This window comes from Dokdonella soli (assembly GCF_039523175.1).
Classification (GTDB): domain Bacteria; phylum Pseudomonadota; class Gammaproteobacteria; order Xanthomonadales; family Rhodanobacteraceae; genus Dokdonella_A; species Dokdonella_A soli.
In genome coordinates this window covers 51,580-68,232 of the sequence record NZ_BAAAEU010000006.1, presented here as the reverse complement: position 1 = coordinate 68,232, position 16,653 = coordinate 51,580, and the positions used below count along the sequence as shown (strand labels likewise).

Below are 16,653 nucleotides of genomic sequence, written 5' to 3'. Positions count from 1 at the left end.
CCGTGGCCGCGGCAGCCGAACCGAAGCCGGCCAGGCCTTCGGTCTGGAAGGCCTTCGCTCAGCCAGCCGCGTGGACGATGTTCCTGTTCGGTTTTTCCTCCGGCCTGCCGTTCCTGCTCGTCGGCGGCACGCTGGCGTACTGGCTCAAGGAACACGGCATCGTCCTGAGCGAAATCACGGTCATCGCCAGCGCAGGCATGTTGTACGTGTTCAAGTTCCTGTGGGCGCCGCTGCTCGACCACTGGCAGGCGCCGGGTTTCGCGCGCCTCGGCCAGCGTCGCGGCTGGCTGCTGCTGGCGCAGCTCGGCGTGATCGCGGGGCTCGTCGCGATGGCGCTGCTGACCCCGGCGCAGCTTCCGTTCTTCATCGTTGCGACCGTCGCCGCCGCCTTCTTCGGTGCGACGCAGGACATTGCGGTCGATGCGTGGCGCATCGAGATCGCACCGCCGAACCAGCAGGGCGCGCTGGTGGCGACATATTCGCTCGGCTATCGCATCGCGCTGATGGCGGCCGGCGCATTCGCCTTGATCCTCGCCGACCATGTTCGCTGGAATCTGGTCTATCTGGCGCTCGCGGCGTTGATGCTGATTCCGATCGCAGCCAACCTGTATGCACGGGAACCGGTTGCGTCGCACCGGTTGCCGGCGGACTGGCGCGAGGCGATGCGCTACGCGGTCGCCGATCCGTTCGCGGATTTCTTCCGCCGCTACGGCGTCGTGCTGGCATTGGCGACGCTCGCGTTCCTGCTGCTGTTCAAGATTCCGGAGCAGGCGACGATCGGCGGCATCATGGGCCCGTTCTACCTCGACATGGGCTTCAGCAAGACGCAGATCGGTGCGATCACGAAGGTCTATGGCATCTGGATCGGCATCGTGGGCGCCTTTGTCGGCGGTGCGATGGTCGTGCGCTGGGGGCCGTGGCGACCGCTGTGCGCGATGGTCGTTCTGTGCGGCAGTTGCAACCTTCTCTACCTGTTGCTGATCGCGTTTCCGGGCAACCCGTGGATGCTGACGGTGGTGATCTCGGCCGAGAACTTCACGCTCGGCATGCTCGGGCCGCCGACGGTCGCGTTCCTGTCCGCATTGGTCAATCGCGAGCACACGGCAACGCAGTACGCGCTGTTGAGTTCGCTGGTGAACCTGCCGGGCAAGGTGCTCGGCATCTTCGCCGGCGGGATCGCGATGCAGGTCGGTTACGGGGCTTACTTCGTGATCACCGTGCTCGCGCTGGTTCCGGCGACCGTGCTGCTGATCTGGCTGTGGCCGCGCTACCGCGACGTCGGTAAGGAAGGCGCCGGATAGACCGCGCCGAGCAGGCGCGGACCGCGCGCGCCGGTCACGGCCGGCAGGTTGCCGGGTTCGCCGCTGAGGCGCGCGCGCGCGAGCCAGGCGAAACCGGCCGCCTCGACATAGTCGGGATCGAGGCCGAGCATCGCCGTGGTGTCGACGCGCACGTCCGGGAGTTCGCTGCGCAGCGCATCCATCAGCATCGGATTGTGCACGCCGCCGCCGCAGGCATAGACCTCGCGCGCGCCGCGGCCGTGCGCGCGCAGCGCATCGACGATGCTGCGCGCACTGAGCGCCAGCAGGGTGGCCTGCACGTCGGCTGGCGCAAGGCCCGCCGGCAGCCGCGCATCGAGCCAGTCGAGATTGAAAACTTCACGACCGGTGCTTTTCGGCGGCACGGCCGCGAAATACGGATCGTCCAGCCAGCGTGCAAGCAGCGTCGTATCGACCCGTCCGCTGCGCGCCCAGGCGCCGTTGTCGTCGCGCGGCGTGCCCAGATGGCGCGCGGCCCAGGCGTCGAGCAGGCAGTTCGCCGGGCCGGTGTCGAAGCCGAGCACGTCGTGGCTGGCGCAGAGCACGGTGACATTCGCAATGCCGCCAAGGTTGAGGATTGCGCGCGGAACCGCCGGGTCGGCGAACACCGCTGCATGCAGGGCAGGCAGCAGCGGTGCGCCTTGGCCGCCGGCGGCCAGATCGGCGCGGCGAAAATCCGCGACGGTGAGGATGCCGGTGCGCTCGGCGATCACGCTCGGATCGCCGATCTGCAGGGTGAACGGAAGCGCGCCATGCGGCCGATGACGCACGGTCTGGCCGTGCGAGCCGATCGCGGAGACGGCGGACGGACCGATTCCGGCTGCGCGTAGCAGCGCCTGCGCGGTATCCGCGAAATGTTCGCCGATCTCGACGTCGAGTCGCCCGTAGTCGTCCAGCGTGATCGCCGCACGGCTGGTCGCCAGCGCGAGCACGCGTTCGCGCAAGGAGTCGGGATAGGGCATCGTCTGCGCCGCGATGACCTGCAGCCGCGGCTCGAAGCGCACCAGCGCCGCGTCGATGCCGTCCGCGCTGGTACCGGAGATCAGGCCGAGATAGAGCGACGCGCTGGCCGCCACGCCAGGCTCAATCGTTGGCGCGGGCAAGCTGCACGCCGTCGACGATCTTGAGCTTGGCGAGCATCGGCGCCGTCTTCTGCCGGAACTGCGCGAGCTGCGCCGCCGGCAGCGGTTCGGCGATCGGCAGCGTCACGGTCAGCGGATTGCGATGGTCGCCATCGACGCGGAATTCGTAGTGCAGGTGCGGGCCGGTGGCGAGGCCGGTCATGCCGACGTAGCCGATGGTTTCGCCCTGGCGCACACGCTGGCCCATCTGCTCGCTGGCGAAGCGTGACATGTGGCCGTAGGCGGTGCTGATGTGGGTGTTGTGCTGGATGATCACGAAGTTGCCGTAACCGGATTTCCAGCCGCGGAACACGATCTTGCCGTCGCCGGCGGCGCGGATCGGCGTGCCGGTCGGCGCCGCGTAGTCGACGCCCTTGTGCGCGCGCATGTAGCCGAGAATTGGATGCATGCGGCCGGTCGAGAACGTCGAGGAGATGCGCGTGAATTCGACCGGCGTGCGCAGGAACGATTTGCGCAGCGGGCGGCCGGCCTCGTTGTAGAACATCGTCTCGCCGTCCGCGTTCGTATAACGGATCGCGGTGTAGCGCTTGCCCTGGTTGATGAACGTCGCGGCGATGACGTCGCCGTCGCGCAGGTGTTCGCCCTCGCGGTAGACGTCGTCGTAGATCACGCTGAAGCTGTCGCCCTCGCGCAGGTCCTGCGCGAAATCGATGTCGTAGCCGAATGCATTGGCGAGCTTGAGCACCATCGCATCGCTGAGGCCGGCCTGTTCGCCGGCATAAAACAGCGAGCGCGTGACGACGCCGTGCGCGACATGCGTGCGGCGCTCGACCGCACGCTCCTCAGCCGCTTCGGTCACGCCGTCCGTGCTGAAATTCAGGACCACGCGCGTCGCGTCGCCGCGCTCAAAGCGCATGGCGGTCAGGCCGCCGTCCTTGTCGAACGCGAACGCGAATTCCTGGCCGGGGCGGATATGGCGCAGCGCGGAAGCGTCGTCCTGCGAATCCAGCGCGCGTTGCAGGTCGGTCGGCCCCAGACCCTGCTCGCGGAAGATGTCCGACAGCGACTGGCCGGCACGCACGTTGACGATGCGCCATTCGGGTTGCGTCGCGCCGTTGACACCGTAGGCGCCAATCGTTGGATCGGCCTCGCTGCCGGGAGGCAGTTGCGGCAGGTCGAGCGCCATCGTCGTGTACGGTGTCGGCACGGGCTCGTGGCGCGTGGCGTTCGCCCAAGTCGGAATCACGATGCCGACCAGTGCGGTCAGCAGCAGTGCGACGCCGCCGAGGATCCAGTGTTCCGCGCGCCAATTGATCGGCGACGCGGCGACGTTCTGCATGAACGTCCAGGTCGACGAGCATCGGGAGTAGAAATGAAAGTGTCGGCGTTGCGTGTGGCGACGGATCGCGAGGCGGCGGGTCTTGTGACGCGCGGGTTTGAGGTCGTGCTGGAGGTCGGTCACAGGTCGCAGTCCGGTCGATCGCGCGGTACCATAAGGGGGTTGTGCGCTCGCCGTCAATGCCAATGGCGACAAGGGGTTGCGAGCGATCTTTGGCTAACAATTTATTAACCGGCATGCCCGTTTCGGGTGCCGGAAAACGACAGTCGTACATTGTGCAGACGCACATTTCGCGCGGCCCCCGGATGACGCTAAGGAATCACATGACGGATATGCAAAACGCGCTCGATCTGATCGGTCGCGGCGCCGACGAAATCATCAAGCGCGACGAACTGGAGGCGCGGCTCAAGCTTGGCCGGCCGCTGCGCATCAAGGCCGGTTTCGACCCGACCGCGCCGGACCTGCATCTGGGCCATACCGTGCTGCTCAACAAGATGCGCCAGTTCCAGGATCTCGGCCATCAGGTGATCTTTCTGATCGGCGACTTCACCGGAATGATCGGAGATCCGACCGGCAAGAACGTGACGCGCAAGCCGCTCACACGCGAGGACGTCGAGGCGAACGCAAAAACCTATGCCGATCAGGTCTTCAAGGTGCTCGACCGGGAGCGCACCGAGGTGCGTTTCAACTCCGAATGGTTCGGCGCGATGTCCGCGGCCGACATGATCAAGCTGGCCGCGCAGCACACGGTCGCGCGCATGCTCGAGCGCGACGACTTCGCCAAGCGCTACGCCGCGCAGCAGTCGATCGCGATCCACGAGTTCCTGTATCCGCTGGTGCAAGGCTACGACTCGGTCGCGCTCAAATGCGATGTGGAGCTCGGCGGCACCGACCAGAAATTCAATCTGCTGATGGGCCGCGGCCTCCAGGAGCATTACGGCCAGCCGGCACAGATCGTGCTGACGATGCCGTTGCTCGAGGGGCTCGATGGCGTCGCCAAGATGTCGAAATCGCTCGGCAACTACATCGGCATCAACGAGCCGCCGAACGAGATCTTCGGCAAGGTGATGCGCGTCTCCGACGAGCTGATGTGGCGCTATTTCGAACTGCTGTCGTTCGAGAAATCCGTGGCGGATATCCAGCGCCTGCGCGGTGCGATCAACGCCGGCACAGCCAATCCGCGCGATTGCAAGATGGAGCTCGCGGCCGAGCTGACGGCGCGCTTCCACGGCCGCGCGGCGGCGGAGGCGGCGGTTCGGCATTGGCACGATGTCGTGCAGGGCGGCGGCGTGCCGCAGGACATCACGACACTGGAGATCGGCGTGCCGGCGGAAGGCATCCGCATCGGCGCCCTGCTGAAGGCGGCGGGGCTTGCGCCGAGCACATCTGAGGCGGCGCGCAAACTCGGTGAGCGTGCGGTGCGTGTCGACGGCGCAGTCGTCGAGAGTCGCGAGCTCACGTTCGGCGTCGGCGCCGAGCACCTTCTGCAGCTGGGCAAGCGCGGCTTCGCACGCGTGCGCCTGGTCGCGCTGTAAGCCGTGCAGCGGGCGTGCTCGCGATGACGATGAGAACATCGCGCAGAGGGGGTTGACGGATCCGGATTTGGTTGTAGGATTCGCGGCCCTTCGTTGAGCGGCCCGAACCGGGCGGCAAGCGAAAGCGGCAGCCTTCCGGGCTTGTTCGCAACGCGAAGCAGAACATCGCAACGCGGGTGTTGACGAATCGGAAATTGGTTGTAGGATCCGCGGCCCTTCGTTGAACACCTGAGCCGGGTGATCGGCGCAAGGGCGACCTCCCGGGGTCGTCCGCAGCGCGAAGCAGAAAGTTGCCTCGCAGGTGTTGACGAGTCGGGAATCGGATGTAAGATGCGCGCCCCTTCGACGGGTGGCTCGAAAGAGCGAAACGGCGAAGGTGTCGACCAGCGAAAGCCGGTCGGCACGAAGCGAAAAGAAAGTCGCTTCGAAGTGTTGACGGATACGAAATACGATGTAAGATATGCGGCTCCCTTCGACGAAATGTCTTTGGGCGCGGGACGAAGAAAACCCCGCAAGCCTTTGATCTTTGAAAGTGTGCGCAGGTAACTTGTGTGGGCGCCTTGTGGTGGATGAAAGTCCATCGATACAAAGTGCGTCCAAGCAAACGTCAAAGCAGCAATGTTTTACGCAAAGCTTGGTTCACACTCAGAAGTTTGACCGAAGGGCTTCGGCCTGGAAGTCTGCAATTTCAACTGAAGAGTTTGATCCTGGCTCAGAGTGAACGCTGGCGGCAGGCCTAACACATGCAAGTCGAGCGGCAGCACGGGGGCAACCCTGGTGGCGAGCGGCGGACGGGTGAGGAATACATCGGAATCTGCCTTGTTGTGGGGGATAACGTAGGGAAACTTACGCTAATACCGCATAAGACCGAAAGGTGAAAGTGGGGGACCGCAAGGCCTCACGCGACAAGATGAGCCGATGTCGGATTAGCTAGTTGGTGAGGTAATGGCTCACCAAGGCGACGATCCGTAGCTGGTCTGAGAGGATGATCAGCCACACTGGAACTGAGACACGGTCCAGACTCCTACGGGAGGCAGCAGTGGGGAATATTGGACAATGGGCGCAAGCCTGATCCAGCCATGCCGCGTGGGTGAAGAAGGCCTTCGGGTTGTAAAGCCCTTTTGTCCGGGAAGAAATCGTACGGGGTAATATCCCGTGCGGATGACGGTACCGGAAGAATAAGCACCGGCTAACTTCGTGCCAGCAGCCGCGGTAATACGAAGGGTGCAAGCGTTACTCGGAATTACTGGGCGTAAAGCGTGCGTAGGCGGTTCGTTAAGTCTGTCGTGAAAGCCCTGGGCTCAACCTGGGAATTGCGATGGATACTGGCGAGCTAGAGTACGGTAGAGGATGGTGGAATTCCCGGTGTAGCGGTGAAATGCGTAGAGATCGGGAGGAACACCCGTGGCGAAGGCGGCCATCTGGACCAGTACTGACGCTGAGGCACGAAAGCGTGGGGAGCAAACAGGATTAGATACCCTGGTAGTCCACGCCCTAAACGATGCGAACTGGATGTTGGGCACACTTAGGTGCTCAGTGTCGAAGCTAACGCGTTAAGTTCGCCGCCTGGGGAGTACGGTCGCAAGACTGAAACTCAAAGGAATTGACGGGGGCCCGCACAAGCGGTGGAGTATGTGGTTTAATTCGATGCAACGCGCAGAACCTTACCTGGCCTTGACATGTCCGGAATCCTGCAGAGATGCGGGAGTGCCTTCGGGAATCGGAACACAGGTGCTGCATGGCTGTCGTCAGCTCGTGTCGTGAGATGTTGGGTTAAGTCCCGCAACGAGCGCAACCCTTGTCCTTAGTTGCCAGCACGTAATGGTGGGAACTCTAAGGAGACTGCCGGTGACAAACCGGAGGAAGGTGGGGATGACGTCAAGTCATCATGGCCCTTACGGCCAGGGCTACACACGTACTACAATGGTCGGTACAGAGGGTTGCAATACCGCGAGGTGGAGCCAATCCCAGAAAGCCGATCTCAGTCCGGATCGGAGTCTGCAACTCGACTCCGTGAAGTCGGAATCGCTAGTAATCGCGAATCAGCATTGTCGCGGTGAATACGTTCCCGGGCCTTGTACACACCGCCCGTCACACCATGGGAGTGGGTTGCTCCAGAAGCAGGTAGTCTAACCGCAAGGGGGACGCTTGCCACGGAGTGGTTCATGACTGGGGTGAAGTCGTAACAAGGTAGCCGTATCGGAAGGTGCGGCTGGATCACCTCCTTTCGAGTATGACTTCGCCATCCCAAGGTGCCCACACAAGATACCTGCATCCAGAGACGCGGCTCGGCCGCGAGTCCCCTCAAGGGGCCATAGCTCAGCTGGGAGAGCACCTGCTTTGCAAGCAGGGGGTCGTCGGTTCGATCCCGACTGGCTCCACCATCTGGCGCTCGCAACATTGGGTCTGTAGCTCAGGTGGTTAGAGCGCACCCCTGATAAGGGTGAGGCCGGTGGTTCGAGTCCTCCCAGACCCACCATTTTCTCTGGATCGCACACTTAAAGATTTTGAATGGCGCGACGTTGAAGTGCGCGCCATGCTCTTTGAAAACTTGGGACGTAACTAAGCGTTTTGGTTCTGCCGAACCAGACGTGTCGTTGAGGCAAGTAGGCGAAGTAAATCTTGTTGTTTGTCGTATGGCTCCGAGGCGACTTGGAGTTATATGGTCAAGCGACTAAGCGCATACGGTGGATGCCTTGGCGGTCAGAGGCGATGAAGGACGTGGTAGCCTGCGAAAAGTCCCGGGGAGCTGGCAACAAGCTTCGATCCGGGAATGTCCGAATGGGGAAACCCACTCCGCGAGGAGTATCCCAGCTTGAATCTATAGAGTTGGGAAGCGAACCGAGGGAACTGAAATATCTCATTACCTCGAGGAAAAGAAATCAACCGAGATTCCCCTAGTAGCGACGAGCGAACGGGGAAAAGCCCAAAAGTCGTGCAAGTTCTAGCGGAACGGTCTGGAAAGTCCGGCCATAGACGGTGATAGCCCGGTATGCGAAAGGGCTTGTGCGATGAAAGTGAGTAGGGCGGGGCACGTGAAACCCTGTCTGAACATGGGGGGACCATCCTCCAAGGCTAAATACTCCTGACCGACCGATAGCGAACCAGTACCGTGAGGGAAAGGCGAAAAGAACCCCGGAGAGGGGAGTGAAATAGAACCTGAAACCGTATGCGTACAAGCAGTAGGAGCCCGCAAGGGTGACTGCGTACCTTTTGTATAATGGGTCAGCGACTTACGTTTTGTGGCAAGCTTAACCGTATAGGGGAGGCGAAGGGAAACCGAGTCTGAATAGGGCGCATAGTCGCAAGGCGTAGACCCGAAACCGGGTGATCTAGCCATGCCCAGGGTGAAGGTGCGGTAACACGCACTGGAGGCCCGAACCCACTCCTGTTGCAAAAGTAGGGGATGAGGTGTGGCTAGGAGTGAAAAGCTAATCGAACCCGGAGATAGCTGGTTCTCCTCGAAAGCTATTTAGGTAGCGCCTCAGGTATCACTGTTGGGGGTAGAGCACTGTTATGGCTAGGGGGTCATCGCGACTTACCAAACCATGGCAAACTCCGAATACCAACACGTGCAAGCCTGGGAGACACACGGCGGGTGCGAACGTCCGTCGTGAAAAGGGAAACAACCCAGACCTGCAGCTAAGGTCCCAAAGTCATGGCTAAGTGGGAAACGATGTGGGAAGGCATAGACAGCCAGGAGGTTGGCTTAGAAGCAGCCATCCTTTAAAGAAAGCGTAATAGCTCACTGGTCGAGTCGGCCCGCGCGGAAGATTTAACGGGGCTAAGCCATGCACCGAAGCTCGGGGTTCACACGCAAGTGTGAGCGGTAGAGGAGCGTTCCGTACGCCTGCGAAGGTGGATCGTAAGGTCCGCTGGAGGTATCGGAAGTGCGAATGCTGACATGAGTAACGATAAAGGGGGTGAAAAGCCCCCTCGCCGAAAGCCCAAGGTTTCCTCGCGCAACGTTCATCGGCGCAGGGTTAGTCGGTCCCTAAGGCGAGGCGGAAACGCGTAGTCGATGGGAAGCTGGTTAATATTCCAGCACCGCTCGTGATTGCGATGGAGTGACGGAGAAGGCTAGGTGTACCGGGCGTTGGTTGTCCCGGGGAAAGGAGGTAGGCATTGAGGGTAGGCAAATCCGCTCTCATCTATGCCGAGCACCGAGACGAGTCCTTTGGGACGAAGTCACTGATGCCACGCTTCCAGGAAAAACTTCTAAGCTTCAGATCATGAGGACCGTACCGTAATCCGACACAGGTAGGCAGGGTGAGAATCCCAAGGCGCTTGAGAGAACTCGGGTGAAGGAACTAGGCAACATAGCACCGTAACTTCGGGAGAAGGTGCGCCCAGAACTGTGGCAACACGCGTTGCTGAGCAGTTTTGGGCCGCAGTGACCAGGCCGCTGCGACTGTTTATCAAAAACACAGCACTCTGCAAACACGAAAGTGGACGTATAGGGTGTGACACCTGCCCGGTGCCGGAAGGTTAATTGATGGGGTCAGCCGCAAGGCGAAGCTCTTGATCGAAGCCCCGGTAAACGGCGGCCGTAACTATAACGGTCCTAAGGTAGCGAAATTCCTTGTCGGGTAAGTTCCGACCTGCACGAATGGTGTAACGACAGCGGCGCTGTCTCCACCCGAGACTCAGTGAAATTGAAATCGCTGTGAAGATGCAGCGTTCCCGCGGCAAGACGGAAAGACCCCGTGAACCTTTACTATAGCTTTACACTGAACGTTGAGTTCTTCTGTGTAGGATAGGTGGGAGGCTTTGAAGTGCAGGCGCTAGCTTGCATGGAGCCATCCTTGAAATACCACCCTGAAGTGCTTGACGTTCTAACCTAGATCCGTAATCCGGATCGGGGACCGTGTATGGTGGGTAGTTTGACTGGGGCGGTCTCCTCCCAAAGAGTAACGGAGGAGCACGAAGGTACGCTCAGCGCGGTCGGACATCGCGCACTGTGTGCAAAGGCATAAGCGTGCTTGACTGCAAGATCGACGGATCAAGCAGGTACGAAAGTAGGTCTTAGTGATCCGGTGGTTCTGTATGGAAGGGCCATCGCTCAACGGATAAAAGGTACTCCGGGGATAACAGGCTGATACTGCCCAAGAGTTCATATCGACGGCAGTGTTTGGCACCTCGATGTCGGCTCATCACATCCTGGGGCTGTAGCCGGTCCCAAGGGTATGGCTGTTCGCCATTTAAAGTGGTACGCGAGCTGGGTTCAGAACGTCGTGAGACAGTTCGGTCCCTATCTGTCGTGGGCGTTGGAGATTTGAGAGGGGCTGCTCCTAGTACGAGAGGACCGGAGTGGACGAACCCCTGGTGTTCCGGTTGTCACGCCAGTGGCACTGCCGGGTAGCTACGTTCGGAAGCGATAACCGCTGAAAGCATCTAAGCGGGAAGCGCGCCTCAAGATGAGATCTCCCGGGACACAAGTCCCCTAAAGGCCCCATGAAGACTACGTGGTTGATAGGTCAGGTGTGTATCGCAGTAATGCCGAGCTAACTGATACTAATGAGCCGTGCGGCTTGACCATATAACTCCAAGACGCTTCGTCGCCTCAACGAGAGGTCTGACGGCAGCCAAACCTTATGTTACGTCCCAAGTCCCAATGCCGAGTCCGCGCGATTGCGCGACTCGCACCAGTTCCCTGGCGACCTTAGCGCTGTGGTCCCACCCGATCCCATCTCGAACTCGGAAGTGAAACGCAGCTGCGCCGATGGTAGTGTGGCTTAAGCCATGCAAGAGTAGGTCATCGCCAGGGGCTTTACCCTCGAACCCCCGCAGCAACACTGCGGGGGTTTGTTTTTGTTGCTGTCGACGCCCTGGCGCCGGCCGCAACAGGTCATCGCCAAGGGCTTCATTCAAGAATGCCTTCGCAGCACGGAGGCGCTCGTTCGTTGCGCCGCGGTGCGCCATCCGAACGCTTTTCTGAATTCGGTCAGGCATTCATGCTTCAGGCCCGTCGCAAACTACCCGCCCGATCGCACAGACTTCCTGTTCCCGAGAGCTGGGGCCGCGCTGGCTTGACCATGGCCACATGTGCCACCCTCACGAACCCGTGAATCCGCCCGATGGAATCGCCGCAGGCCAATTCGAAACGCTTCCATCCGTGGCGCGGCCAGCCGCGGGGCCCCGGCCAGCTGCCGCTGCTCGCGTTGTTGCTGCTGCAGCAGCTTCCGCTGATCGGCAATCCCGGCTACTTCAGCCACGATGAACTGCAGTGGTGGGCGCGCGCCGACGTCGCTGCCTGGCGCGAGCTGCCCTGGATCCCATGGACCGACATCGCGGTCTTTCAGTACCGCCCGCTGACGTTCAATCTCTGGCTGATCCTGGCGCACGCGCTCGCAGCGATGCCGTATCTGATGCATCTGGTTTTCGTCGCACTCGGCACGGCGAACGCGCTCCTGCTCGCTGCATGCGCGGAACGCGCCGGTGCGACGCGACGTGTCGCATCGTGCGCTGCGGTCCTGTTCGTGCTGATGCCGTACGCCGCGTACACGCACGGTTGGACAGCCACGCTGGCGGATATTCTCGTTCTCGGTGCAGGGCTCCTCGCGCTGCGCTGGCTGCAGGGCATGAACACGTCACGAGGACTGCCGGGCAGTACGCTGCTCATCGGGGCGGTCGTGGTTGGACTGATCATCACCGCGTTGCTCAGCAAGGAGTCGGCGGTCGTACTGCCCGCGCTGCTGCTGGCTGCGCTGTACCGACATCCGCGGCGCGACATCGTGTTCGCGGTCATCGCGACCAGCGCGCTGGTCGTCGCCATCTATCTCGCGCTGCGGCTCGGCGTAATCCTCGGAACGCCGCACAACGGCGGCGCCTACGCCTGGTCGCTCGGCAACGTGCCGCGACGCCTCGCCGAATACCTGCTGTTCCCGTTCGTGCCGCCGATGCTCGAGGTCGGTCCCTTGCTCGCCAAGAGTCCGGCGCGCCTCGCGGCCGCGGCACTTTGTGTCACCGCGCTGTTGGTCGCGCTCACGAGCGCCGGTTGGCGCTGGCCGGCCGCCTGGTTCGCGCTGGTCGTGACCTCGCTTGCGCCGGTCCTGATCCTCGACACGAGCTATGACCACTACGCCTACCTTGCGAGTGCGGCCGCCGTCGGCGTAACCGCGGTCGCCTGGTCGCGCATCCACAGCGCTGCGCGAGTCGTGATTCTGGTCGTCGCGACGATCGCACTCATCCATGGCGCCGCGATCATGCTGCGCATCCGCGAAGTCGGCGGTGTGCAGCAGCGTTTTCATGCCGATCTCCTGCAGCGGCTCTCTGGCCGCGAGCAGCCACTGCCCATCGCCCCATCGAACCCCGCCGATTGCTGGCTGCTGGAACGCTTTCTTGCCGACGTCCCGAGCTATCGCGGCATACCGCTCGACGGCCGCGTGCATATCGTCGGCTGTGGCGGCACCGCCGGCGCACCCGCTGAGGCGATGATGTCATCGACGGGTCGGCTCGTGGACGCGCCGCCGGGGTGACCCAGCCGACTGCGTGATCGTTGCCTCGACACGCCATGACGATCGCGTTCCGGAGTGGAGCGCCGCCGCGTCTGCGCGATAGTATTCGACGCACTCTCGCGACCCGACTCCGATCGATGCACTGCTTCGTCTACAAGAGCCTCCGCAAGGCCGATACGTATGTCTTCCTGCGCGAACGCGACGGATTCGGGGCGCTGCCGCCGGCGCTCGGCGAACCGCTGGGCAGGCTTGAGCTGGTCACGGAGATCGAATTGACGCCGCAGCGCAAACTCGCGCGCGAGGATGCCGCCGTGGTGATCGAGAACCTTGAGCGACGCGGCTTTCATCTGCAACTGCCGCCGCCGGAGCCATCCGAGCCGGGCTGAACGATCGCGTTCAGGTGAAGCAATAGCCGGTCCGTTTAACCCGCTGTTAGCCCGCAGCACGCACCGGCGTCGATATACTCGGCGCGGCGCGGCGCGGGCCGCGGAGGAGTACACACGCGGATGCCCAGACGTGCCGTCAGCCGGCTACACACGCTGTTCGCGGTGATCCGCCATCTTCTGCCAGCGTGGCTTTGCTTCGCACTCGCCGGCGCAATCGATCATCCCCTGTCGCTGGTGCCGCTGCTGGTCGCGAACGCGCTTGCGATGAGCGGCATCTGCCACGCCGTCGGCTTCGGCGCCGAGACGAGTTTTGCGCGCAGCGTCGCACGGCGCGGCCTCACCTACTTCGTCCTGTTGACCACCTACGCGGCCCTGGTCGCCGCCGTGCTCGCCGCTCCGGCCTGGTGGCTGTCACGCGACGGCACGCTGCCGGCCGCGCTCACGCTGTCGGCCGCGCTGGTGCTGACGCTGTTCGTGCTTTGGCGCGTCTGGCCCGTGTTCGCGCTGCCCTTCGTCTGGGACGATGCGTATCCGCGTGACGACGAACGCGGCTCCTGGCTGTTGACCGCGCTGCGCCGCTCGCTCGCGTTCGCGCTTCACCTGACCCGCGAGCACGACCTGTTCTTCGGCTACGGCTTGCCGGCCGGCATCGCGCTGCTGCTGCTCGCGGTCGGTGCGCTCGCGCTGGCCGGGCTCGGCGGATTCCTTTCCGGCGACACGCGCATCGCGGTGCTCGCGCTGTACGCACTGATCATCGCGCCGCTGGCGCACATCGGCATGACCAATCGTTGCGTGGGCGCGCTGCTCGCCGACGCGCGCCATCGGCATCGGCGACAGACCACACCATGCGCAGGTACCGGGCAGGCGGCCGCTGACGGGGCTCCGGCGCTACCTCCGGACATCAGCCGGGCCGAGCTCGACGCGACCCTGCTCTGCGCCACGCACTCCGCGCAGATCAATCTCGCCCTCGCCGCGCTCGAACGCGGCGCCGATCCGAACGCGTTGCCGGGACCGGATCAGCGCGACCAGCGCAGCGCGCTGATGATCGCGGTGACATTGCCGGACCTGCGCCTGCTGCGCGCGCTGATCGCCAAGGGTGCCGACATCAACAAGGCCCATGGCGGCATCACGCCGCTGATCGCGGCCACGCGCGACAGCTACGAGGGCCGCCCCGAGGCCGTCACGATGCTGCTCTCGAACGGCGCTGACGCGCGCATCGCGGACGCGGTCGGCAACACGCCGCTGCATCACGCGGCGCGCTGCGCGGAACCGATCGTCGCCGCGTTGCTGCTCGACGCGGCGGTCGACGTCAACGCGATCAACGCCGAAGGCATGACCGCACTCGGCATCGCCTGCAACAACGCGAACTGGAACGTGGCCGCGTTCCTGCTCGAACGCGGCGCGAAGCCCGACATCGCGCAGGCGCAGCCTGCGCTGGTGTTCGCGGCGAGCGTCGCCGACGACGATCCGGTCGGCGTGAAGTTACTGCTCAAGCAGCGCGCGATCGTCGATGCGCGCGCCGCGTTCGAACGCACGCCGTTGATGGCCGCGGCGCTGGCCGGTCATCCGCGCATCGTCGAGACGCTGCTCACGGCCGGTGCCGATGCGGACCTCATCGACCACCGCGGCACCACCGCGCTGATGGAAGCCGCACGCTCCGGTACGGTTGCCGCGATCCACGCGCTCGGCAAGCGCAAGGCGAACCCGGACTGTGTCGACGCGGGCGACCGCAGCGCGCTGATCATCGCCTGCCAGTCGCGTCATGCCAGCGAGGAAACCGTGCGCGCGCTGCTCTCGCTCGGCGCCGATCGTGCACGCGTCGGCGCGGACGGCAAGCGCGCGCTCGACCACGCGGCCGCCGCGGGGCGCTGGCACGTCGTCGCGCTGCTCGATCCGGCCTATCCATTGCCGAGCAATCTCGCCGGCGGAATGCCGCCCGCGCAGGTCGCGAACGCCGACCATCTTCTCGACGCGCTGCGCTTTGGCCACTGGAACGTCGCCGCCGAATTCGCCGGCGCGCTCCGCGAATGGCCGCCCGCGACACTCGCCGATCTCTATCTGGATCTTCGCGCTCCCGAACAGGGCGACGCGCGCAACTGGTTGCTCAACCACGGTCTCGACCGCGACGTCTGCACCAACGACGGTCGCCATCTGGTCGACGCGCTCGTCGCCGACCTGCCCGCGTCATGCAACGCGCTGCGAGAGCTGTTCGAGTGCGGTGCCACGCCCGGCGGCGCGGGACTGATCGCACGCGTGCTCGCGTCGGCGCCCCATGGCGCGGAAGGGCACACGGCGCGCGCGCTCGCGCGCACGCTCGTCGAACGCGGCGCCGACTGGTGCGGAACCGACGCGGGCCAGCGCTCCGCCTTGCATCTCGCGGTCGACGCCGGCGATGCCGTACTGGCGGCGCGGCTGCTCGACCTCGGCGCCGATCCGAACGCGCGCGATGCGCTCGGGCGCACGCCGCTGCATCTCGCGCTGAAGGCAGACGTCGACCGCGCGGTGCCGCTGCTGCGCTCACTCGTGCATGCCGGTGCGAATCCCGAGATAGCGACTGCGACCGGAGAGACGCCGCTCGGCCTCGCGCTCGCGCGCGGCGAGCCGGCGTTTGCACACTGGCTCGGATGGACGCGCTGGCGTCTGCCCTTGCGGCGCCTGCGAGCAGCCGACCTGCCGGCCGCCGCCGCGGATGGCGATCTCGACGCGGTCGATCGGCTGATCGCGCTGGGGTTGCCGATCGACGGCGTGGACGCTCAGGGCGCGACCGCGCTGATCCGCGCCGCCGGTTCCGGTCATGCCGCGCTGGTCGTGCGCCTGCTCGAAGCCGGTGCCGACACCACGCATGCGGCGCATTCGGGCATCCACTGCCTGGGCGCCGCGGTCGGAGCGAAACGCGAGGCGGTCGTGCGCACCTTGCTCAGCCACGGTATTGCGCCGGACACGCGCATGGCCGGCGGCGGCACCGCGCTCACGATCGCCGCGGCGCGCGGCCAGCTGCGCATCGCCGAAGCGTTGCTCGAAGCCGGCGCTGATCCGAACGCGACCGATGAGCACGGCACCGTGCCGCTGCACGCGGTCGCCCAGTACGCATTCGACAGCGGCGAGACCGCCGGTGCGCGCGACCTGTTCGAGTTGCTGCTGCGCGCCGGAGCGCGTCTCGATGCGCGCGACCAGACCGGCCAGGATACGTTGCTGGTCCTGCTCGGTGCGCGCGCGCAGCCGGGCACACGTTGCGACGCGGAGCATCTGCTGCGGCTCGCACAACTCCTGCTGGAACGTGGTGCGAGGATCGACACGCAGGACCAGCGCGGCGTCGGTGTGCTGCACGCCTGCGCGCTGCACGGCCTGTTCGGCTGTGCACGCCTGCTCAAGGCGCACGGCGCGCCGCTCGACCTGCTCGACGGCTTCGAGCGCACTGCGGCGGACGTCGCCGGCTTGCTGGGCTATGTCGACGTTGCCGCCGAGCTCGGATCGCATGCGCCGATGCCAGGCGTGCGCCAGACCCTGCGTCGTCCGGCGCGCGCGCCGGATTAGG

General features: G+C 64.1%; 7 protein-coding genes, 2 tRNA genes and 3 rRNA genes. 10 read left to right on the top strand and 2 right to left on the bottom strand.

Annotated elements, in window-relative coordinates; genetic code table 11:
• The first annotated feature begins 2 nt into the window (after window positions 1-2).
• A complete protein-coding gene (locus tag ABD002_RS06005; RefSeq protein ID WP_343788188.1) occupies window positions 3-1,301 on the top strand; it encodes an AmpG family muropeptide MFS transporter in 1,299 nt (432 codons plus the stop codon).
• Here the strand turns inward: ABD002_RS06005 and ABD002_RS06000 are convergent.
• Together ABD002_RS06000 and ABD002_RS05995 are read right to left on the bottom strand one after the other, a co-directional pair.
• Window positions 1,268-2,395, bottom strand: a complete 1,128-nt coding sequence (locus ABD002_RS06000; protein WP_343788186.1) for an anhydro-N-acetylmuramic acid kinase — start codon at window positions 2,393-2,395, stop codon at window positions 1,268-1,270. The genes ABD002_RS06005 and ABD002_RS06000 overlap by 34 nt on opposite strands.
• Window positions 2,396-2,402: 7 nt before the next feature.
• Window positions 2,403-3,863, bottom strand: coding sequence for an OapA family protein (locus tag ABD002_RS05995; protein ID WP_343788184.1), 1,461 nt, complete (start codon window positions 3,861-3,863; stop codon window positions 2,403-2,405).
• A 200-nt stretch (window positions 3,864-4,063) separates the two neighbouring features.
• On the opposite strand from ABD002_RS05995, the gene tyrS reads away from it, so the two are divergent.
• The 9 genes from tyrS to ABD002_RS05950 all read left to right on the top strand — a co-directional run bounded on the left by tyrS (window position 4,064) and on the right by ABD002_RS05950 (window position 16,652).
• Entirely contained in the window at window positions 4,064-5,275 is a 1,212-nt protein-coding gene (tyrS, locus tag ABD002_RS05990) for a tyrosine--tRNA ligase (protein WP_343788182.1), read from the top strand.
• A 689-nt stretch (window positions 5,276-5,964) separates the two neighbouring features.
• Window positions 5,965-7,503: ribosomal RNA gene (locus ABD002_RS05985) — 16S ribosomal RNA — on the top strand.
• Between the two features lie 80 nt (window positions 7,504-7,583).
• Window positions 7,584-7,659, top strand: a tRNA-Ala gene (locus tag ABD002_RS05980).
• Between the two features lie 18 nt (window positions 7,660-7,677).
• A tRNA-Ile gene (locus ABD002_RS05975) sits at window positions 7,678-7,754 on the top strand.
• A gap of 185 nt (window positions 7,755-7,939) precedes the next feature.
• Window positions 7,940-10,814: ribosomal RNA gene (locus ABD002_RS05970) — 23S ribosomal RNA — on the top strand.
• A 113-nt stretch (window positions 10,815-10,927) separates the two neighbouring features.
• A 5S ribosomal RNA gene (rrf, locus tag ABD002_RS05965) occupies window positions 10,928-11,042 on the top strand.
• Together the 16S, 23S and 5S rRNA genes with 2 tRNA genes alongside form the textbook arrangement of a ribosomal RNA operon.
• Before the next feature lie 310 nt (window positions 11,043-11,352).
• Window positions 11,353-12,753 (top strand): hypothetical protein, encoded by a 1,401-nt coding sequence (locus ABD002_RS05960; RefSeq protein WP_343788180.1) that lies wholly within the window; start codon window positions 11,353-11,355, stop codon window positions 12,751-12,753.
• A gap of 116 nt (window positions 12,754-12,869) precedes the next feature.
• Window positions 12,870-13,118 carry a YcgL domain-containing protein gene (locus ABD002_RS05955; protein WP_343788178.1) on the top strand — a complete coding sequence of 83 codons (249 nt, stop codon included), beginning with the start codon at window positions 12,870-12,872 and terminating at the stop codon, window positions 13,116-13,118.
• A gap of 120 nt (window positions 13,119-13,238) precedes the next feature.
• Window positions 13,239-16,652: an ankyrin repeat domain-containing protein gene (locus ABD002_RS05950; protein WP_343788177.1), complete on the top strand. Its 3,414-nt coding sequence runs from the start codon at window positions 13,239-13,241 to the stop codon at window positions 16,650-16,652.
• The last annotated feature ends 1 nt before the right edge of the window (window position 16,653 follow it).